This is a genomic window from Bacillus cereus group sp. MYBK14-1 (assembly GCF_051916885.1).
GTDB lineage: Bacteria > Bacillota > Bacilli > Bacillales > Bacillaceae_G > Bacillus_A > Bacillus_A cereus.
Genome location: NZ_JBQAHM010000001.1, coordinates 983,906 through 1,005,762, shown reverse-complemented (window position 1 = coordinate 1,005,762; position 21,857 = coordinate 983,906). Strand labels below are relative to the sequence as shown.

Here is a 21,857-nt window from a genome sequence, read left to right as displayed (position 1 = left end):
TCATGTAGATTCTTTTTCGGGCGAGGTGAAAAATTCGTCGATTTTGTCGGAAAGTAGTAATGGAATAGCTCCTTTTATAACAGAAATGTCCCAGTCCCACCATGCAAGATTCTCTAGTTTGTCAATTGTTTCTTGCGGGAAACGATATCGAATAAATTTTGCTGGATTACCAGCCACAATTGCATATGGAGGGACGTCTTTTGTAACAACACTTTTTGCACCAATAATGGCACCGTTACCAATTGTAACACCAGATAAAATGCAGGATTGATAACCAATCCATACATCATTGCCAACTACGATATCACCTTTTGAAGAAGGGTGACCAGTAATATGTGCTCCTTCATCAAAAAGTGCATTAAATGGATAAGTCGTTATCCAGTCTGCGCGATGTTCACCGCCAAGTATGAAAACGACTTCTTCTGCTAATGAACAAAACTTACCTATTTTCAATTTTGTTTCATCGTTCCAAGAAAAAATGGTTGGCCCTACTTTACTATAAGTATAATCACCAATATCATATTTATTATATTCAGGTTTTTGATTTAAATATAACATGCTTCTTCAGCCTCCTTTCTCAATTAAGTGATACGTATGGAATATTATATGCAAGATGTAGTAATGTGAACTGTATTAATAGGTGAAATGAACAAAAGGGAGTGGGATGTATGCGATACGAAATGGGTTTATATAATAAACCGTTTCAGTCAATTCAATCAGGGGAAAAAGTATATGAAGTACGCCTATACGATAAAAAACGTCAACTAATAAACAAAGACGATGAAATCGTATTTACGAATCTTAAGACAACAGAAATGATGACGGTAAAAGTAACGGAAATAAAGCGATACGAGAGCTTTAAAGCTATATATGAACAAATCGATAAAAAATTATTGGATTGTGAAAATGATAGTTTAGAGGAAATGTTAGAAAGTACATACAAAATATATACGAAAGAACAAGAAAAAGAGTGGGGAACAGTTGCGATTCGTATTGAGGTAATAAAATGATAAGAAATCGCGGAGCCGCTATCATTGTACAGGAAGGAAAAATCGCTCTTATAAAACGTATTCGAGAAGAGGAAAGATATTATGTTTTTCCTGGCGGAGGGATTGAGGAAGGTGAAACGCCTGAAGAGGCAACGAAAAGAGAGGTATACGAAGAATTAGGGGTACATATACAAGTGGAGCACCTTATTGCAAAGGTAAAATATAAAGGAAATGAATATTATTATGCTGCCTATATTACAGGCGGAGTGTTCGGAAGCGGAACAGCTGAGGAATTTCAGCTGGAAGGTAGGGGAAATTATATTCCGTTATGGCTACCGATAAACGAGTTGGAAAAAGTGAATATAAAACCTTATGAAGTGGTCAGAAATATATTTAATCATTATAAAATATAACGTCTGACAACATACAAAAAAAACCATTGACATAGTCTTCTGATTTAAGTATTGTATTCGAGTATGTTTATAATCAGGAGGTTTATATGAGCAATCAAACTACTACACATCATGTGAAAATGACAACAGCGGATCCATCTGGAATTGGTCTATTTGGATTAGCGATGGTAACACTTGTAGCATCATCTCAAAAGTTAGGCTTAACAGATGGCGTTTCACTTGTATTACCGTGGGCAATCTTTTTAGGAGGATTTGCACAAATCTTTGCTTGCATTCATGATGCAAAGCATAACAATACATTCGGTACAACAGCATTCGGTGCGTACGGTCTATTTTGGCTAGGTGTTGGAATGACTTGGTTAATTCAACTTGGAGTATTTGGCGAAAAATTAGCACAAGCTGCAGATTCAAAACAGCTTGGTGTAGCCTTTATCGGATATTTGATTTTCACAATCTTTATGACAATTGGTGCAATGGAAACACATAAAGTATTATTTATGATTTTCGTCCTTATTGATTTCTTATTTATCGGTCTTTCATTAAGTACTTTAGGTGTTATGCCGCATGCAATGCATAATTTAGCAGCATATTCTGAACTTCTTATTTCATTATTATCTTTCTACGGTTCAGCAGCAGCAGTGTTAAATACACACTTCGGAAAAGTTGTTTTACCAGTAGGAAACCCTTTTGGTATTTTTAAAAAATAATAAAAAAGCACAGATGATTGTATAGTCATCTGTGCTTTTTTATTTATTCCGCTCTTTGTGGGTTGTCTGAAAAAGCCTGATTGGTGAGGACTCATTAAACTTTCACTTTATCCCGCTATTTGCCGGGCAGTAAGCCCCCCCCGCCTCAAAATTCAGCGGAAACAAAGAAGTTAGGTGGGGGATGAATACCCTCACTGATTAAAGTTTCACCTTATTTGAAATAAGTAATGTGAAATGTAAATAAAAGTAGAAAAAATCAATTGAAATTGATTCTCATTATTAATATAATGAGAATGAGAATCAATTATTGTTAGAGGGGGATGCCAAAGTGGCAAAAATTTTAATAGCTTATGCAAGTATGTCAGGAAATACAGAGAGTATTGCTGATTTAATTAAAGTTAGTTTAGATGCTTTTGATCATGAAGTAGTATTGCAAGAAATGGAAGGCATGGACGCTGAAGAATTATTAGCTTATGATGGAATCATTTTAGGATCTTATACGTGGGGCGATGGTGAATTACCATTTGAAGCGGAAGATTTTCATGATGACTTAGAAAATATAGATTTAGCTGGGAAAAAGGTAGCGGTATTCGGATCGGGTGATACGGCGTATGAACTGTTTTGTGAAGCGGTAACGATATTTGAAGAACGTCTTGTGGAACGCGGTGCAGAGCTTGTACAAGAAGGGCTGAAAATTGAATTAGCTCCAGAAGATGAAGAGGATGTTGAAAAATGCAGTAATTTTGCAATTGCATTTGCTGAGAAGTTCTAAGAATGGGAGTGTCAACGTGGAGACAATGTTAAGTGCAACTGCTATTACAAAGTTAAGAGATGGAAAACTGTTGTTAGCTACTACATATAATGGCTTATTTGTTGAACAAGACGGAGAATGGAAACGAATTTTAAATGGTTTTCAAAAACGAATTAGGGATTTACATAGCGAAGATAATGTAGTTTATGGTGTAGGTGACGAAGGGATTTTTATTCGCAGTATGAATGGTGGAGAGAACTGGACAATTCAGCGTTTTCCAACAAAAGCAACGAGTTGGAATGTATGTAGCAATGTACAAGGAACTGTTGTTGCTCATGGAGAAAAAACGCTGTATCTTTCTAATAATTTCGGTTTGACATGGGAAACTATTCATCCGTTTCTTGAGTATGGCAGTGCGGCACCGTCTATTCGATCATTATTTTTATATAAACATTACTTATTTATTGGTACGAAAATACATGCTAAATATGGTGGTGTTTGGCTCTTTGATTTGAAGACACGTAAATTAAAGAGGATTAAAATTGCGATGAATCAAATGATCTCCGCGTTGACTTTACACAATTCTTATTTAGTAGCGGCAAGTGGATCGTGCAAGGGAGTTAGCGGAAATATTTCTTATTGTAAAATAGATGAAAGTATTGCAAGTGAAAAAATATATTGGCATACATGTCAAAGTGAGCAGAAAGCAAGTAGTTATTTAGACTTAAGTGTAGATCAACATGTTTTATATACAACTTCAACGCAAAATAAGGCGGGGATTAGTAGTGTGTGCCGTGTGCTTCTTGAAGAAGGTATTGTTACAGTATGTGATTCAGTTAAAGGGCACGGATGGCGCATTGTTAATCAAAAAGATGGTTATGTAGTAGCCGGATCAGGTGAATTAAAAGCAATGCAGTGGGAACAAAAAATAATTTAAGAAAAAAACTTTACTTTTATTATATTGATATGATATAGTATATTTAAACCATTTTACTTTTAATAATATAGAGATTTAAATGAGCTGTAACTTCCGAGGAGGATAGCAATGTTAAATCTCCTCAGGGGTTGCAGTTTTTTAATATCTGGCTTATTATTGTAAGGTGGTTGAAAATGAATATGTACATATAGGTACATTGTAGGAGGATTTTTTTCATGCAAAACGGTAAAGTAAAATGGTTTAACTCAGAAAAAGGTTTCGGTTTCATCGAAGTTGAAGGCGGAGAAGACGTATTCGTTCATTTCTCAGCTATCCAAGGCGAAGGCTTCAAAACTTTAGAAGAAGGTCAAGAAGTTACTTTCGAAGTAGAACAAGGTAACCGTGGACCTCAAGCTACTAACGTAAACAAGAAGTAATTTTTGAAAAAAGAAGGGCTCGCCCTTCTTTTTTTTGCATTTTTATAGATGTCCTCCTACTTACATATCATAACAAGACTGAATTTTCATTTATTTATTCGGAGTATTTTTGTATAAAGTACATGAATAAATAAATACTGAAAATAAAGTGTTTGTGTGAAAAGGAATTTAGAAAGAGGTAAATAAATTGAAAAACGCTACACATTTCATTGTGTTTGATATTGAAAGGAATTTCAGACCGTATAAATCAGAAGATCCATCAGAAATAGTTGATATCGGAGCTGTAAAAATAGAAATAGGTACAATGAAGATAATTGAAGAATTTTCGGAGTTAGTAAAACCAAGTGCACGATTAACTCGTCATACAACAAAATTAACCGGTATTACGAAAAAAGATTTAATGGGTGTAGAAAAATTCCCTCAAATTATAGAGAAATTTATTCAGTTCATCGGCGAAGGTTCTATATTTGTTTCATGGGGAAAAGAAGATTATCGCTTTCTATCTCATGATTGTACATTATATGGTGTTGAATGCCCAAGTATAGAAAAAGAAAATAGAATTGATTTGCAAAAATTTGTTTTCCAAGCATATGAGGAATTGTTTGAACATACGCCAAGTTTACACTTTGCGGTAGAACAGCTCGCTTTAACGTGGGAAGGAAAACAGCACCGTGCTTTAGCAGATGCTGAAAATACAGCAAATATACTTCTTAAAGTATATAGCGAGAGAGATATTAATAAGCGATACAAAAGACATGGTGAACTTGAACTTGTAAAAAACGGAAAACTAACAGAAAAAGCGAAAAAAAAGATGCGAAAATGGGTATTTAAAGAACTAAAGAAAAATACAGAACGCCCTTTTGAATGGAGTACATTTGAAAGTAGTGACACGTGGGAAAGTATAACGGAAAGATATTATATAAGTGAAAATACAGTAGAACTCCTGAAAAAACATTTTCGTACAGCAGTGAGAAAAGCGGAACGGCAGATTAGGTATTTGGCTGAGATGGAGGAGAATACAGAGGTTAAATGAATTTCTCCTCCACCTCTAACTACATACATGTAATAACAGCGTATTGATATTAAATAGGCATCAACTTGTTGTTGTGATTGTGCATTATAATTGCTTTGGGAGTGTTAAGACGTAATAAGAGCTTTAAACCGTATTAATAATATATATATATATAAAGAAAAGAGTGTAGTTTAATGGAAACAATCTTTAACATTTTAACTGTTTTAGTTTTTGGGATAATATTTACCACACAATTAGCATTAACTACACTTTCTTTCATAGTAAAGAAGAATTGGAAAAAACTTAATATCTCTTTAAGTTGTGGTGTATTAAAGTTTAAAATAGAAGAGTAAGATTGAGCTTTGTACAAGGGAGGTGTGATAGTGGTAGACTTGGATATTAAAGATGTCACAGTAAAGATGGAATTAAACGGTGTCTTTTGGAATGAGGATCGGATTGCTGAAATGAAGGTGACTACAAAAGAAGAGCATTCTGTTATTCTTCGTCTAGTAGTTGATTTAGAAAGTAAAACTATTAGGGCGACGAGTGCGGAAATAGTGAATGGATTCTGCCCTCTGTGCAAACAGAAAAGGGACGAATGTAGTGAACTTAATGACTTGCAAAACAAAATGGAAATTTTAGAAGGAGCCTACGATTGGGTGAGAGAACATCCGGAATATCGTTTTCAATTATCTTTTTACGAGTACAATAAATTTGAGGTAGTAAAGTGAAATTTGCATCTTAACAACTTATAGAAGGACTTGGTCAAATAGAAATATTGAAGTAGATATTTCTAATGGAAATAAGCTTGTATAACAAGGAAGGGATGTATTTGATTCTGCAACAAATGTCATCTTGCATCAAAAAAATTTGAAAATAAACATGTTTTATTATAAAGCAGAAAAATCGATTCTTAGTAGAATCGGTTTTTAATATAAACAAAAGAGCGCTTATTATAAGCGCCCAGTAACAACAGTTATATGGAAGTATTTATCCCGTAAAAGCCCGATTGGTGAGGGTTAATAATTAGTGGGGATGAACAAAACCCCACTGATTAAAGTTTCACTTTATTCAATACCGCTCGGATCAAACGAATACTGCTGCTTATTCTCAATCCGCTCAATCACATCTTGCAGCTCATCTGGCTTCAGAAACTCAATAGGAGAGAAGCCTTTTTCAAATGTAAGTGTGTCTGCTTCAATCATAAGTACATATCGATCATTTACCTTCGCAATATGTATTTGATCCCCGAAATCAGCAAGCAGGGCCTTCACAGAGATATGATCTGCTTTTAGTTTTAATTCGACTTCAGGAGCATGCTCGACGATTTGAGCGGTTGCTTCCATTACTTCTTCGGTTGAAAATTGTTCCATAATTTCGCGTTTCGGACTGGCAGCCCATACTTCCATCGCTTGGTCGAATTGTTCGCGTTCTTCCGTACCTTCTTCAAATACATCTTCAATTTGGTCGTATACCATGTCCATTACTTGTGTTTTCATAATTTCAGGCATAGAGCGTTCGTATTCGACGAATTTTAAGAAGTCTTCAAAGTAGCGGGCATGTGATGCTTGGTGTATTTTTAGTTCGCCTACTTCAACCATACCTTCTTCAGGCATGTACGGATATTGGATAGATTTCATATTCTTTGTTGTGATGGCCATTTCAACGTTACGAATCAGTGTTGATTCATCAGAAATAGAAGCAACCTTTGGTTCAAAGTCGCATTTCATTACGAATACGAATGGATCATCAAAGTATTTGCGTAGTTTTGCCTGAGCAATTAAAAATACACCACCACGTACAGCGCTTGTGTCAAGATATGTATAAACGAGAGGTTCGCTCATATCTTTAAAGTTTTCTTTTGTTTCTGCAAAGCGAATACGATTAAAAAGGTTGTAATGAGGGTTTGAATCAAGTTCGTGCCCTTCTTCTACAATAAAGCGACCAATTTTTGTTGGGGCTTGTTCTGTTTTTGCATGACGTTCTACTTTTCGCTTCGATATTTTTAATAACTCACCATTCAAAAATTCTTTTAAGGAACTATCTTCATATTCTTCAGCGTCTAAAGTTTGAAAATGTTTGTAGCGTTTATCAACTGCTTCACCTTTTCCTTCTACTTGTACAACATAAAAGGAAAGATAATTTATTTCAAAATCCATATTTATCACCTTGCTTCATTTCATTAACTCTTATCAGTATAGAGATGGAAAAAACTTTCGTCAATTTATATAAGGAAGGGGAAGCCCCTTCCTTTATATAATCTTTATTTTCTCGATTAAAATCCGTCTTCTAATGCTGCGAATGGAATGTTTAGTCTGTTTTCTACTGTGCGTAAACGTTGGTTTAAGCGGTTTAGTCTACGTGTATGGCGCTCAACTGTATTTTCTAGTTGACGAACTCTTTGTTCAAGCTCATTTACGCGTCTTTCTAATTGACGATTTCCAGTGCCAGGAAAAGAGATTGGAAGTTGGAATTGTCTATTTTGGTCATATGGATTCGTGTGCTCTGCTTGATCTATATAAGATTGATATTGTGTTTGTAAGTCATACTGTGGTTGTTGGTACGCATATTGATTATATGGATCATATGGATTGTAGGGATACATAATAACATCCTCCATTTCTTTAAAATAGGTTGAATTCACCATAATGTATGTGCAAAAGCGGAGTGGTGGCACGGCAAATACCTATTTATGTTGACGGGATTTCTCTTTATCCCGCTATTTGCTGGGCAATAAGACCCCCATGTCAAAATTCAGCAGAAACAAAGAAGGTCGGGATGCCCGTAAAACCCCCACTGATTACAGTTTCACTTTATAAAAAATAGCTTGAGGGTTTTTGATTTGTATTTCTTTTGCTTAATGGTATATACTGGATAAAAGAGAGAGTTTACATAAAAGTTACAATTCTATCAAACTCAAACTTTTATGTAAATATGTATAGACATTTATAAAAGAAAAGAGTAATTTATATAGAGTGAAAAATAACTTGTAACATTTTATAAACATATTGTAAAATGATTGTAACAAAACATACATGAAAATGAAATAAATACATAATAGTGATGTTGGGGAAAGGGAGAGAGTATATTGTTCCGTAAAGTAAAGGGTATATTGGTTGGGGTGTTATGTGTAGCTATAATGAGTGGCTGTGGTGCAAAAGTAAGTGATGTTGCATTGGTAAGTGATATTGGTGGGCATACTGTAGAGGCTAAAGCAGAAGTGCAGGATACTATTAGTTTAGTTGATGGTCGAACTGGTACTGAAGTGAAAAAATTAGATTTATCTAGTTTAGGCTATTTTGAAGATGAAGCGAAATTTAAAAAGTCTGTAACAAAGGTTGTTGGTGAGGTTGGAAAAAGCGTCGACAAAAAAATGGTTCCTTCACGTATAGCACCTGATGGAAGTTGGCAAGAAGGAAAACCTTCTTATGAATTAATGGAAAAAGAATTAGTAGATAAATTGTTAAATGTTGGTATGTGGGATGCTACGTATCAGTTGCCGATCGTGGAGAAAAAACCAGTCGCAACATTAAGTGATGCGCAAGGAAATGGTACGGTAATTGGTAGATATGAAACGAACTTAGGTGGTTCAACAGGTGGCCGTATTGAGAATATTCGTTTGTCAGCAGCGAGCATAAATGGAGTTGTGTTAGCAAAAGGAGACCGTTTCTCTTTTAATTCATTAATCGGTGATACAACACCAGATAAAGGATATCAATTAGGGAAAGAAATAGTTGATGGTAAATTAGTAGATGGATATGGCGGTGGTGTTTGTCAAACATCTTCAACTTTATACAATGCAGCAGATCAAGCTGGTCTGAAAATGGTGGAGAGAACTACACATTCTAAAACGGTAGGTTATGTTCCACAAGGAAGAGATGCTACAATTGCATATCCATACTTAGATTTAGTATTTGAAAATACGAATGATGCACCTGTGAAGCTTTATATGGGCATTCAGGGTGGAAAGCTAGTTGCTGAAGTACATAAAATGAGATAAGAGTTAAAAAGCCACCTTTTCTAAAAGTTAGAAAAGGTGGCTTTTTATTATGAAAATAAAAATGTATGTAAATTCTGACTTTTCTTATTTACATAGGATGATTTTAGTTGTATCCTTCATAGTAACGGTTATATGTAATGGGAAAATATAGGGATAAGGAGATGAAGTTATTCATGGTAAAAATTCATCCGAAAACACGTATTGGTCATGTTGAATTTAAAGTGAAAGATTTAGAGCGTCAAATTGCTTTTTATGAGAATGTTGTAGGATTAGAGGTAATTAAGCAAGAGGGGAATAAAGCATATTTATCTGGAAAAGGTGGAAAGAATGCGTTACTTGTTCTTGAAAAGTTAGAGGACGGGGTACTGCAAGAACCGCGTACGACTGGTATATATCATGTAGCCTTTTTAGTTCCGACTCGTGAAGCTTTTGCTTCTGCGCTATTTGGGGTTCTTCGTAATAAGAATGTAATTGACAGCCCGGCTGAGCAAGAAGGGCGTTATACATATTCAAATGAAATTTTACCAATTTCAAGGTTTAATAGTGCAAGTGATCATACATATAGCGAAGCTTTTTATTTGCAAGATTTAGAGGGGAATGGTATTGAAATTTATGCAGACCGTCCGCGCGATTGATGGGGAGAAGGGCCAGGAGGAAGTACACCACTTGATTTAAAAGAATTGGCAACATTCGTTGATTATGAGTTTGATGGTTTGCCTGCTAATACTGTCGTTGGGCACGTACATTTACGAATAGCTGATGTAGAGAAATCACATGAATTTTATGTGGAAACAGTAGGTTTTGAAGTACAACAGCGTGAAGAGGATTGCTTATTTATTTCAGCAGGGGGATATCATCACCATATTGGTGCAAATACGTGGAACGGAGTAAACAATCCACACCCACCAGTACATGCAACTGGGCTAAAGGTGTATACGATTGTACTACCGTATAAAGAAGCGTTAGATGAAGTGAAAGAAAGATTAATAGAAAAACAACATGAAATAAATGAAACTACAAATGGGTTTGTGGTGGTAGATCCAAGTGGTATTACAGTGCAGTTTGAAATAGAAGCAGTGTAAAATAAGCGAGAAAGTGTATAATCACTTTCTCGCTTATTTGTGATCATTCATAGCTCAATCCAATATCTTCTTACTACATTCCCATCTTCCTCAGTGAAATCATCATCACGAAGCCCGCCGTTATGTAAAATCGTTTTTTCAGAAGCGGTATTCACTGCGTCGCAAACGACAAGTACTTTCGTGATGTCTAATTCCTTCGTTTTTTCTAATGATAATGCTAGTAACTTCGTAGCATAACCTTTTCTTCTTTCAGAAGGGCGAATGCCATAACCAATATGACCGCCAGCGTTAAATAAATGTTCGGTTAAACTATGACGTATATTAACAGCTCCCACAATTTTATTTTCATCTGTAACAAGCCAATATGTAGAGTCTGGTACCCAAGTTTCAGGGATATTTATTCCGTTATGCGCATCGAGAAGTTCTTGAACCATAGCTGGGAAGTTGGCAGGATTTTTTGAGATAACCCACGGGATCATTGTTTCACCGCTATCTTTCCATTCGTTATAGAAATCTAAGTATTCTTCTTGTAAATCAGTAGTAGGTGTAAGTAACGAGACGTTCATTGTTAGTAAGCTCCTTTATTTATGTATTTTTTATAAAAAATTATGAAACAAAATGAAAGCGTTTTCTAAAATTTCTCAACCTAATTTCATGCAATCCACCTTTGGTTTTTTAGAAAATTAGTGAAGGTTTAAAATCAGGAGTTATTTATTTTATGTTAATATTTTAAATATTAACATAAAATAGTCGGAGTATTAAGTGTATTTTAGTGGTATTCTTTCATGGTGATAAATGGATGTTTGTGATAATTTTTGTTTTATCTATCTATAATGAATGAAAGGGGGAAGTGCCCGTGAGTGTAGATTTTGATTTTATTATACGAATCGGTGTTGCTGGCTTGTTAGGAGCAATGATTGGTATTGAAAGAGAAATTCGATCGAAAGAAGCTGGATTAAAGACTCATTTCCTCGTAGCGGTAGGAAGTGCGTTAATAATGGTTGTTTCGAAATATGCCTTTTCAGATATTGTGTATGAAGAGCATACGTCTCTAGACCCAAGTCGGATTGCAGCACAAGTCGTTAGTGGAGTTGGTTTTTTAGGTGCAGGCACAATTATTATTCAAAAGCAGGCGGTGAAAGGATTAACGACCGCGGCTGGTTTATGGGCTACTGCCGGTATAGGATTAGCAATTGGAGCGGGAATGTATGTAGTAGGCATTGGAGCGACGATTCTCGTTTTAATTGGTTTAGAAATTGTAAGTCGTATTTTTAAGGTGCAATTTCTATTTCCACAAAATATAACAGTGCAAATGTTTGTAAATAAACATGAAGCGATACAACAAATATTAGAAACACTACAAGTGAAAGGCATCCCAATACTCTCATATGAGGTGGAAGCTTCACAGCAAGGTACAGAAACTGTTTATAAGGTAGGAATGCAGCTGAAAAATATATCGTCAGAAGAAAAGAATGAGTTTATTCAGCATATGCAAACATTACCGGAAGTTACGTTTATAAAGTTAAAATCATAGTGTTGAAAACGAGGATAGATGTAGCAGAAATTTTGCTATTATCTATCTTTTTTTGATCTAAAATGCACGGAAAGTCAAGCGTTAATTTTACATGAAATGAATATATGTGTGAACGTTACCTTATTTTTTCTCAATACAGGACAAAAAGTAAAAATAGTAAAATAATGGAGCGGGACACTAAAAATGTAAGGTAGGGGAGAGCATGAAAAGCTATTCAAAGAAAATGTTAGTAGGGGTAAGTTTTGCTAGTTTAATGTTAGGGAGTTTTCAAGGGGTCAGTTTGGCAGAAGATACTAAGGGAGAGCAAGTTTCTTATCGAAATGTGCTCAAAATGGAGCCAGTCGGTGTACAACTACCAGTACAAGAATTAGCTCATTCATCGAAAGTGCTCGAAAGCAAGTCTTTTGAGAAAAGGCTACAATTTGCCGATTTATCACAAAGACCACCTGAGGTGAAAAAAGAAAGTAAGCAATTAGCTGTAGCGAAAACTTATACAATTGCTGAATTAAATCAATTAAGCAATCAGCAGTTAGTAGATTTACTTGTAACAATTGATTGGGAGCAAATTACGGGGCTATTTCAGTTTAATACAGACAGTCTAGCATTCTATCAAAATGATAGTAGGATGCAGGCGATTATTGATAAATTGAAGCAGCAAGGACAAGCCTATACGAAGGATGATTCAAAAGGGATTGAGACATTAGTGGAGGTATTGCGTTCAGGATTTTATTTAGGATTTTATAATTCGGAACTTAGTAAATTAAATGAACGGAGTTATCATGATAAATGCTTACCTGCATTAAAAGCGATAGCTAACAATTCAAATTTCAAGCTGGGTACATTAGAGCAAAATAGAGTGGTATCATCATACGGAAAGTTAATAGGAAACGCTTCGAGTGATGTGGAAACGATAACATCAGCTGCAAAGATTTTTAAACAATATAATGATAATTTTTCTACATTAGTAGATAATCTTTCAGCTGGAAATGCTATTTACGATATTATGCAAGGTGTTGATTACGACATTCAATCGTATTTGTACGATACGAGGAAAGCACCGAAAGATACAGTATGGTATCAGAAAATAGATAGTTATATTAATGAACTAAGTTGTTTTGCATTAATGGGAACGATTACAGCAAAAAACGGTTGGCTTATTAATAATGGCATTTATTATACAGGTAGACTCGGTACATTCCATAGTACAGGAACGAAAGGGTTACAAGTTGTAACAGATGCGATGAAAATTTATCCGTATTTAGGGGAGCAATATTTCGTAGCTGCTGAGCAAATCGCAACGAATTATGGCGGAAAAGATGCAAATGGTAAAGTGGTGAATTTAGATCAAATAAGAGAAGATGGAAAGAAAAAATATTTGCCAAAAACGTATACGTTTGATGATGGGGCAATTGTTTTAAAAGCTGGAGATAAAGTGACAGAAGAAAAAGTAAAACGTTTATATTGGGCGGCAAAAGAAGTGAAGGCACAATTCCATCGTACGGTTGAAAGTGATCAACCTTTAGAAAAAGGAAATCCTGATGATGTACTAACGATGGTTATTTATAATAGCCCAGCAGAATATCAATTTAATCGTCAATTGTACGGTTATGAAACGAATAACGGTGGTCTTTATATAGAAGGAACAGGTACGTTCTTTACTTATGAGCGTACGCCAGAAGAAAGTATTTATAGTTTAGAAGAATTATTCAGACACGAGTTCACGCATTATTTACAAGGTAGATATGAAGTACCAGGGTTATGGGGACAAGGGAAAATATATGAAAATGAAAGATTATCTTGGTTTGAAGAAGGGAATGCTGAATTTTTTGCAGGGGCAACGAGAACGGATAATGTTGTACCGAGAAAGAGTATTATAGGAGGATTATCTTCAAATCCAGCAGAGCGTTATACGGCAGAGCGAACGTTAAATGCAAAGTATGGAACGTGGGATTTCTATAATTATTCCTTTGCTTTACAATCGTATATGTACAATAAGAGATATGATATGTTCGATAAAATACATGATCTTATTAGGAAAAATGATGTAACAGCATATGATGCATATCGCTCTACATTAAGTAAAGATGCGAATTTAAATAAAGAATATCAAGACTATATGCAAATGCTAGTTGATAATCGTGAGAAGTATAATGTGCCATTAGTATCAGACGATTATTTAGCGAATCATGCATCGAAGCCAGTTTCAGATATTGCAGCAGAAATAACAGCGGAAGCAAAATTGAAAAATGTATCAGTGAAGAAAAATAAATCACAGTTCTTTAATACATTCACACTACAAGGAACATATACAGGAACTGCAGCAAAAGGAGAATATGAAGATTGGAAAACAATTACACAAAACGTTAATGATACGTTAAAACATTTAAGTGTAAAGGAATGGACAGGCTATAAAACAGTAACAGCATACTTCGTAAATTATCGCGTGAATGCATCAGGACAATTTGAATATGATGTTGTGTTCCATGGTATTGATACGGAAGAAGGGGCAGAGAATAAAGCACCAGTTGCGGTTATAAACGGTCCGTATAGTGGAAATGTAAATGAAGCAATTTCATTTACAAGCAACGGATCAAAAGATGAAGATGGGAAAATTATTTCATATAAATGGGAGTTTGGTGATGGAGCAGTAAGTAATGAGCAAAATCCAACTCACGTATATACAAAAGAAGGAGCGTATACGGCTAAATTAACAGTAACAGACGATAAAGGAGCAACTAATACTGCTACAGCGACTGTAACTGTTCAAAAGAAAGAAGATAACAGTGTAGAAAAAGAACCGAATAACTCATTCCAAACAGCAAACAAACTGCAGTTAAATCAAGTTTTACGTGCTAGTTTAGGAAATGGCGATACAAGTGACTTCTTTGAAATTAATGTGGAGAATGCTAAAAACCTTCAAATTAACGTAACGAATGAAAATAATATCGGAATGAACTGGGTACTTTATTCTGAAGCAGATTTAAATAATTATGTTACGTATGCTCAGCAACAAGGGAATAAACTAGTAGGTAGTTACTACACGTATCCAGGGAAGTATTATTTACATGTGTATCAGTATGGTGGTGGAACAGGTAATTATACGGTGGAAGTGAAGTAGTAAAAAGGGAGTTGTCTTTTTCAATGAATGGCACAAGGTCTGTACTTTAATGAAAAAACAACTGCAGGAAATGTCCCTAATGATAATAACAAATTAAGTATCGCGAGATATTATATTTACATTAAACAAATCTAATCAGTAAATGAGATAAAATCGATGAACTAGTATTTCATCACGATGTAAGAAAAGTTATAAATATTAAGTGTTTTTAATTGAATTAAACTAAAGGATCAGAATATATCTGTAACAATAGATATACTCTGATCCTTTTATGTAATTAACTAAATAGAAAATTGTTATCACGTTAGCAAGGGATACTAATAGAAAAACGTGTCCCTTTACCTAATTCACTCTCTATCTCTATATCTCCGTTTAATTCTCTAATAATACTATAAGCAATCATAGTACCAAGCCCAGTTCCTTTTTCTGTTGTTGAATAGAATGGCAAAGCAATTCGTTTTATTTGTTGAGATGACATCCCAATTCCTGAATCAATAATATCAATTATGATATTTTCTTTTACTTTTTGTATATTTATTTGTAATAATCCACCATTTTTCATAGCCTCAATTCCGTTTTGGATGATGTTGTTTAGACAGAGTTTGAATTTTTCGGGGTCCCCATTTATATAAAAGGAATCTGTACTATTTTGTTTGATTTCAACTTTGTATGACAGAGCGAGTGGTGAAATAGTATCTTTCACCTGATTTAAAATGTGATTAATATCTATTTTCTCTTTTAGGGTGTTCTGTGGTTTGGTTAAAGATAAATAGTTATTAATAGTAGATTGTATTTGCTGCATTTCAATTAACATGATTTCTAAGTATTGCTCCTGAGATAGCTTAGAGGCATGTTTTTCATTTAATAATTGAGTGAATCCATGTACCGTGGTTAGTGGGTTGTGGATTTCGTGTGCAATTGACGCTGCTAGTTCGCTAGCTATATAAAATTTTTCAGCCCGTTGCAGTTTTTCTTTCATTTTATATTTCTCAATCATTTCCTCTATAAAATAAACTGATAATAATACTGTGAAAATATTAATGACTATATAATTTAATAAAAATTCTATGAGAGTAGAGTCTATTTTACCTCCTGTATTTATTTGAGTTACAATACCGCAAATAGAAAGTGAAGCTGTACATACTAAAATAAGAAGTAAGCTTAATAATATCTTTTTTTCTTTAAAATACATAGGTAATAAGTAACGAAAGAGCATTGTTATACCCAAAATAATAGTGAAGATAATAAATGATGGAAGAACGCCATTTCCTCCTAAGTAAAACCGGTAAGAAAGATATAAAATTCCTATAAAAACAATGTTTTTTGTATTTCCATATAGAAAAACTAATATAATAGGAATAAAACGTAAATCATAAATAAATCCCACATGTAAATGAAAAGGAAAAGTCATACAAAAAATAATAGCAATGGAGGAAAGGATAGAAAATAACATATTATTACATGTTATTTTTTCTTTAAACTCTAGCCAGAGTACGTGATAGCTAAGGATACAAATTATTATAATAAAGGTATTTAATAAAAGAGTAGAAATTCCCATAGTTTTGCATCTCCGATAGTTTGTAAGTAGAATTATGTATGAGTTGGACAAAGATGTTTAGTATTAGTAGACTTTTTATTTAAAAAGGAAGGGTACTTGAAAAGTGCTGTTATATTACTCGTATTAAAATCGATAAGGAAAATAGAAAAAATAATAGATAAAAAATCTATTTAAATTCATGTGCATATGAAATTATAAACTAACTTTTGTATAGGTAAAATTGGGATTGAGTTACTGATAAAATAAGGTTCTTTAAGTATGAATATTCTGTGAAAATGATATGTGTGGTGACTCTTGTTTTGTAGCCTTCGTTATATTAACATGGAATATATCAAATTACAAAGTGAAATTTTAGAAAAATTTTATTAGTACATTTTATCTGAAATAGAAATGCTATTTATTTGAGTATTTTGGTACTTCCTCGTATAAAACTTTGTTAGAAAAAGATTTTAAAATTTATAAGTTTTTTATGAAGTGTAATATTGTAGCTTTATCTATGTGGCTTTCTCAATAACTATTAAGGCGGAAAGTTAAAATATATAGGTTTATAGATATGAATTATTACATAAAAACGCACTTAAAAAAGGATGTATGATGGTAATAGAATACAAACATCAAGGGGGAACTTAAAATGAAGTTAAATAAACTAGTGCTTAGTTGTGGAGTAGTTTCAGCATTAACACTTGGTGTGTTAGGGAATAATACTTATGCTGAAGAAGTACACAAAACGAATGATCCAATTCATGTAGTTGAACATGTTTCTGCAGACTTATTATTAACCCAAACAATGGATTATAGTGGCGAGGCTGTAACTTCTTTCGTATATGATGGGAGTACTGACTTAAGCTTTTCTATGAAAAATAATGGTCAAAATACAATGGGATATAGTGTAAAAGGTCCAAATACAGAGCTAATTGTTGGTGGTTATATAAAACCTGGAGAACAACAAATTAATGTTACAAATGTACGGAATGCTTTATCTCCATTGCCGAATGGAACATATAAAATTTACGTTTCAAATGATGATGGTTCTAAGGGGCAATTCCAAGTTTCAGTAAGATCTATGAATTAAATGTAAAACGCTTTGTTTTTAAGTTAATTTAATCTTTACTTATTGGAAAGAAGCTAAAGTGAATTGAGAATTACCGATAAAAATGAAAACGAGCACCTTATCTAATTGTGAGAGGGTGTTCGTTTTTTGCTATTAAACAGAAAATAATTATAAATATATTTTGATATTCCCATTGCTAACCTACTAGATTGTGTCAACTAGAGAATGTCTACTATAAAACATATTAAAATAAAGATGATGTAACATTCCGCTAAATTATATGGGGAAATAGAAAAACCACCCTTATATGAGTGGTTTTAGTAATTATTTTTAGGTTATACATTTAAAATTAGGCTAAGTTATAGAAATAATAAACATTTAATCCGTTGTTATTATTTTGGTTCTGGATAATGATTGTAGTATGAGATTCTAATAAATTCTTGGTAGACATTTGTTAATTTTGCATCTCTAAGAGCATCGTTGAATTTTTGCATACGTACACTCCCTTGAGCGTAGCCTCCACCTGGAGTATAAGGGTTTCTTGCTTCAAAGTCATCCAAAAATACTTTTAATTTTTTATAGTCTTGAGATTGATAGAAAGCCACGGCCTCTTCAGGAGTGACATCAAAGTAAGAGGATGACGTTGAGTTATAAGAAGCTGCTTGAGCAGTAGGTGCCTCTAGCATAGTTGCAGCTCCACCGAACATAGTAAGCGCCATAGAAGATACAATAATTTTTTTAAACATAATAAAACCTCCATGTAGAATATTGGATTAATAGTAATCCTGTAATCATTATAGTTACATTGAAAAAGATTATCAAATGCAATATTGCATAATGTATCCCGCTATTTTGGGGCAGTAAGACTCCCGCCCAAAAATTCAATGAAAGCAAAGAAGTTAGATGGGAATCGGGAGGATTAAAGTTTCACTTTATTCTTTGAACGAGAAGTCACCTTTATATTTAAATGGAGGAGTGTAATAGATTAGAAGAGGTGTATAAGTTACTCAGGTTAACAAGAAAATGAAGAGGATATTTTTAATAGGGAAAAGCTTAATAACTGGAGTAAAGGAATTGCTATTTATATATTTAACATACATATTTGTCTTTTAAATTGTAGGCGTGTTTTAGAATTTGTATATAGTAAATTCGTTAAAAAACTTGATAAATAATAAAATGTGTAAATTTTTTGACTATTTTATTAAAATTATTTAATATTTGTAATTTATTGTTTTATAATGATAAATGGGTCGATCGTGAATGTTTTAGATATTGCGATATATACTCGGATTAATTTATTCTAGGGAGGTTACAAAATTGGGTAAGAGAGTCATTATAAGAGTTTTTACATTATTATCAGTACTGGCATTATTCCTTAATGTATTTTTACCTAGGGCTAGTGCAGAGGTTATGACGCATGAGAAATATTCAATGGACTGGAGTTATAGTAATAGTCTAGGTAAGTACATTCGCACTGAAATGATTAAAAATTCAAGTGGTCAAATTGCTTATTGCTTAACCCTTGGATTAAAATCACCAAATGGTGAAGATCTTCCTGAAATGGGGAAAACAGATAATGTAGTATATAGAGTCTTATTAAATGGTTTCCCGCAAAAAAGTGCTGAACAGCTGGGAGTAGCTAATAAAAATGAAGCGCATTATGCAACGCAACTTGCGGTTTGGAATGCATTAGGTCAACTCGATGTAAATGAATTAAAACATGAGAATAAAAATGTTGAAAAAGCAGCTAAGGCTATTATTAGTAATGCTAATAATAGTGAAGAGACTCAAGATGTTTTTATGAATGTGATTCCTGCTGAAAAGCAAAAAGCAGAATTAAAGGGTGAATTCTTCGAAACAAATCTATATTCAGTACAAACAAATGCTAAGAGTGGTTCTTATAAGGTAGTAGCGAAAAATGCACCTAATGGAGTTAGAATTGTTAGTGAAAATGGAGAAGTGAAAGATCAGCTTTCAGTTGGAGAAAAATTTCGTATCCAAATTCCTAAGAATACAAAAACGGGTGAATTTAATTTAAGTGTAGCTGCTAATTTAACTAAAGTTCAAGCAATTGCTTACCGTGGTACGGATACTGTTCAGAATGCTACAGTACTATTAGAGAGAAATGAAGAAAAGCTTAGTAGTGATCTTGCAGTAAATTGGGAAGCAGCTGGTTCTTTAAAAATTAAAAAGGTTGGAGAAAATGGAGAAGTTTTAGCTGGTGCAGTATTTGAGGTCTTTAATGTAAATAATGAATCAGTCGGAAAAATCACGACTGGTGCTGATGGTATGGCAGAATTAAACAACTTACCAATTGGTACTTACACATTAAAAGAAATTAAAGCACCAACAGGCTATGTTTCAGATGATAAACCACAAACTATTGAAGTTAAGACAGGAGAAACAGGAGCTGTCCAAATAGTAAATAACAAAGTAAAAGGTAGCATCGAAATTAAAAAGCTTAGTGATTCAGGAAAGATTTTACCAAATGTTGAATTCACAGTCTTCACTGAAGATGGAAAAGAAGTGAAAAAAGTAGTAACAAAAGAAAATGGAATTGCAAACGTTGAAGGTCTTACGTATGGTAAATATTATTTCTTAGAGACAAAAACACCTAATGGATATATTGGAAATAAAACAAAGTATCCTTTTGAAATTAAAGAGCACAATAAAACACTTACTTTTACAGTGGAAAATACCGAAGTGAAAGGTAGTGTAAAATTACTAAAAGTAGATAATGAAGATATTAGCAAAAAATTAGAAGGTGCAGTATTTGAATTGAAAGATGAAAGTGGAAAAGTAGTTGGGGAATATAAGACAGATAAAAATGGCGAGATTAACGTCAAAGATTTAGCGTATGGTAAATATTCATTTGTAGAAAAGGCTTCTCCACATGGTTACGTTCTTGTTAAAGAACCAATTATGTTCGAAATAAAGGAACATGGGAAGATTATTGAGTTATTGGCAGTTAATCATCTTATCAAAGGTGATCTAGAAATTACAAAGGTAGATGTAGCTGATGGAAATAACAAGCTTCCAAATGCAGAATTTACGATTTATAACGAAGCAGGAAAAGAAGTAGTAAAAGGAAAAACAGACGATAAAGGAATCGCTAAATTTGAAAAGTTACCATTTGGAAAATACACATATAAAGAAACTGTTGCACCAAAAGGTTATGTATTAAATGAAGAAACGTTCTCTTTTGAAATTAAAGAGAATGGTCAAATCATTAAACACATTGTCAAAGATGAAAAGATTCCTTCAATAGAAACAAAAGCTACTGATAAAACAGATGGTACAAAAGAAATGCACACGTCTAAGTCTGTAACAATCCAAGATAAAGTGGAATACAAAGACCTACAAGTAGGCAAAGAGTATACTTTAAAAGGTAAATTAATGAATAAAGAGACTAATAAACCATTAGTTGTAAATGGTAAAGAAGTAACTGCTGAAACGAAGTTTACACCAAAAGAAGCAAATGGTTCTATTACACTAGATTTCACTTTTGATGCAACTGGTTTAGAAGAAAAAGAAGTAGTAGTATTCGAAGAGTTATTGAAAGACGGAAAAGTTGTTACGACACATGCTGATATCAATGATAAAGGTCAAACAGTTAAGTTCGTTAAGCCATCAGTAAAAACGACAGCAACAAACAAAGCTGATGGTTCTAAAGAGTTAGATATTTCTAAATCTGTAACAATCCAAGATAAAGTGGAATACAAAGACTTAATCGCGGGCAAAGAGTATGTTGTAAAAGGTAAACTAATGGATAAAGCAACAAACAAGCCATTATTAGTTGATGGTAAAGAAGTAACAGTAGAATCAAAGTTTACTGCTAAAGAGAAGAATGGTTCTATCACACTAGATTTCACATTTAATGCTTCTGCATTACAAGGTAAAGAAGTAGTCGTGTTTGAAGAACTGTATCAAGATAATATATTAGTAGCTATTCACGCTGAAATTGAAGATAAGGGACAAACAGTGAAATTTAAAGAGGTAAAGCCGGAACAACCTAAACCAGAACAGCAAAATTCAGATAAAAATACTCCAACACCAGAGCAGCCTAACGAGCAAGTAAAAGAACAACCACAACCTAAGCAAGAAATTCAATCTAAAATTGGATGGTTACCGCAAACAGGTACTAATCTTACAAGTTGGATCTCTATGGTTACAGGCGCATTACTGTTAATTGTTGGTGGAGTTATTTTCTTGAAACGTAAAAATGCATAGAAATTAAAAAATAAGCACATCTGTTTTTTAACAGGATGTGCTTATTTTCTTACATATCT

At 33.6% G+C, this 21,857-nt stretch carries 19 protein-coding genes and 1 pseudogene; 14 read left to right on the top strand and 6 right to left on the bottom strand.

The genetic code is table 11. The annotated features are described in order from the left end of the window. Complete coding sequence (locus ACTFR3_RS05155; RefSeq protein WP_000966302.1) at positions 1-558, bottom strand: CatB-related O-acetyltransferase; 558 nt, start codon at positions 556-558, stop codon at positions 1-3. Between the two features lie 110 nt (positions 559-668). On the opposite strand from ACTFR3_RS05155, the gene ACTFR3_RS05150 reads away from it, so the two are divergent. The 8 genes from ACTFR3_RS05150 (at position 669) to ACTFR3_RS05115 (ending at position 5,956) form a co-directional block, all read left to right on the top strand. After that, the gene (locus ACTFR3_RS05150; protein ID WP_001268345.1) at positions 669-1,010 is read left to right on the top strand and encodes an ASCH domain-containing protein; all 342 of its coding nucleotides are present in this window, start codon (positions 669-671) and stop codon (positions 1,008-1,010) included. Then, positions 1,007-1,402, top strand: a complete 396-nt coding sequence (locus ACTFR3_RS05145) for an NUDIX hydrolase (protein WP_000620822.1) — start codon at positions 1,007-1,009, stop codon at positions 1,400-1,402. Before ACTFR3_RS05150 ends, ACTFR3_RS05145 begins: the two co-directional genes overlap by 4 nt. An 86-nt stretch (positions 1,403-1,488) precedes the next feature. Further along, on the top strand, positions 1,489-2,109 hold the full coding sequence (locus ACTFR3_RS05140; RefSeq protein ID WP_440044223.1) for an acetate uptake transporter: 621 nt from the start codon (positions 1,489-1,491) through the stop codon (positions 2,107-2,109). 328 nt (positions 2,110-2,437) lie between these two features. After that, positions 2,438-2,881, top strand: coding sequence for a flavodoxin (locus ACTFR3_RS05135; RefSeq protein ID WP_001062752.1), 444 nt, complete (start codon positions 2,438-2,440; stop codon positions 2,879-2,881). A gap of 16 nt (positions 2,882-2,897) precedes the next feature. Further along, positions 2,898-3,797, top strand: a complete 900-nt coding sequence (locus ACTFR3_RS05130) for a WD40/YVTN/BNR-like repeat-containing protein (protein ID WP_000449496.1) — start codon at positions 2,898-2,900, stop codon at positions 3,795-3,797. 215 nt (positions 3,798-4,012) lie between these two features. Further along, the gene (cspB, locus tag ACTFR3_RS05125; RefSeq protein ID WP_001179150.1) at positions 4,013-4,213 is read left to right on the top strand and encodes a cold shock-like protein CspB; all 201 of its coding nucleotides are present in this window, start codon (positions 4,013-4,015) and stop codon (positions 4,211-4,213) included. A 187-nt stretch (positions 4,214-4,400) separates the two neighbouring features. Beyond that, complete coding sequence (locus ACTFR3_RS05120) at positions 4,401-5,246, top strand: exonuclease (RefSeq protein WP_000786414.1); 846 nt, start codon at positions 4,401-4,403, stop codon at positions 5,244-5,246. Positions 5,247-5,608: 362 nt separating this feature from the next. Beyond that, a complete protein-coding gene (locus tag ACTFR3_RS05115; protein ID WP_440044222.1) occupies positions 5,609-5,956 on the top strand; it encodes a hypothetical protein in 348 nt (115 codons plus the stop codon). A 336-nt stretch (positions 5,957-6,292) separates the two neighbouring features. Here the strand turns inward: ACTFR3_RS05115 and ACTFR3_RS05110 are convergent, their stop codons facing one another. Both ACTFR3_RS05110 and ACTFR3_RS05105 read right to left on the bottom strand, forming a co-directional pair. Further along, entirely contained in the window at positions 6,293-7,384 is a 1,092-nt protein-coding gene (locus tag ACTFR3_RS05110; protein WP_000345046.1) for a DUF3900 domain-containing protein, read from the bottom strand. A 116-nt stretch (positions 7,385-7,500) separates the two neighbouring features. Beyond that, positions 7,501-7,830, bottom strand: a complete 330-nt coding sequence (locus ACTFR3_RS05105; RefSeq protein WP_000283715.1) for a hypothetical protein — start codon at positions 7,828-7,830, stop codon at positions 7,501-7,503. Between the two features lie 483 nt (positions 7,831-8,313). Here ACTFR3_RS05105 and ACTFR3_RS05100 point away from each other — a divergent pair, with 483 nt between their 5' ends. Continuing rightward, a complete protein-coding gene (locus ACTFR3_RS05100) occupies positions 8,314-9,225 on the top strand; it encodes a VanW family protein (protein ID WP_000488973.1) in 912 nt (303 codons plus the stop codon). A gap of 173 nt (positions 9,226-9,398) precedes the next feature. Next, positions 9,399-10,307, top strand: a pseudogene (locus ACTFR3_RS05095) (VOC family protein). A 47-nt stretch (positions 10,308-10,354) separates the two neighbouring features. Here ACTFR3_RS05095 and ACTFR3_RS05090 read toward each other — a convergent pair. Next, positions 10,355-10,873 (bottom strand): GNAT family N-acetyltransferase, encoded by a 519-nt coding sequence (locus ACTFR3_RS05090; RefSeq protein ID WP_001103118.1) that lies wholly within the window; start codon positions 10,871-10,873, stop codon positions 10,355-10,357. Between the two features lie 290 nt (positions 10,874-11,163). Here ACTFR3_RS05090 and ACTFR3_RS05085 point away from each other — a divergent pair, with 290 nt between their 5' ends. Together ACTFR3_RS05085 and colA are read left to right on the top strand one after the other, a co-directional pair. Beyond that, positions 11,164-11,841, top strand: a complete 678-nt coding sequence (locus ACTFR3_RS05085; protein ID WP_000109728.1) for an MgtC/SapB family protein — start codon at positions 11,164-11,166, stop codon at positions 11,839-11,841. Positions 11,842-12,043: 202 nt separating this feature from the next. After that, the gene (gene colA, locus ACTFR3_RS05080; protein WP_440044220.1) at positions 12,044-14,959 is read left to right on the top strand and encodes a collagenase ColA; all 2,916 of its coding nucleotides are present in this window, start codon (positions 12,044-12,046) and stop codon (positions 14,957-14,959) included. 304 nt (positions 14,960-15,263) lie between these two features. Here colA and ACTFR3_RS05075 read toward each other — a convergent pair whose 3' ends face one another. Next, positions 15,264-16,517, bottom strand: coding sequence for a sensor histidine kinase (locus ACTFR3_RS05075; protein WP_000513034.1), 1,254 nt, complete (start codon positions 16,515-16,517; stop codon positions 15,264-15,266). Between the two features lie 631 nt (positions 16,518-17,148). On the opposite strand from ACTFR3_RS05075, the gene ACTFR3_RS05070 reads away from it, so the two are divergent. After that, positions 17,149-17,589, top strand: coding sequence for a hypothetical protein (locus tag ACTFR3_RS05070; protein ID WP_000773522.1), 441 nt, complete (start codon positions 17,149-17,151; stop codon positions 17,587-17,589). A 371-nt stretch (positions 17,590-17,960) separates the two neighbouring features. Here ACTFR3_RS05070 and ACTFR3_RS05065 read toward each other — a convergent pair whose 3' ends face one another. Next, positions 17,961-18,314 (bottom strand): hypothetical protein, encoded by a 354-nt coding sequence (locus ACTFR3_RS05065; RefSeq protein WP_000473483.1) that lies wholly within the window; start codon positions 18,312-18,314, stop codon positions 17,961-17,963. 571 nt (positions 18,315-18,885) lie between these two features. Between ACTFR3_RS05065 and ACTFR3_RS05060 the strand changes: the two genes are divergently transcribed. Continuing rightward, on the top strand, positions 18,886-21,798 hold the full coding sequence (locus ACTFR3_RS05060) for a SpaA isopeptide-forming pilin-related protein (RefSeq protein ID WP_440044219.1): 2,913 nt from the start codon (positions 18,886-18,888) through the stop codon (positions 21,796-21,798). The last annotated feature ends 59 nt before the right edge of the window (positions 21,799-21,857 follow it).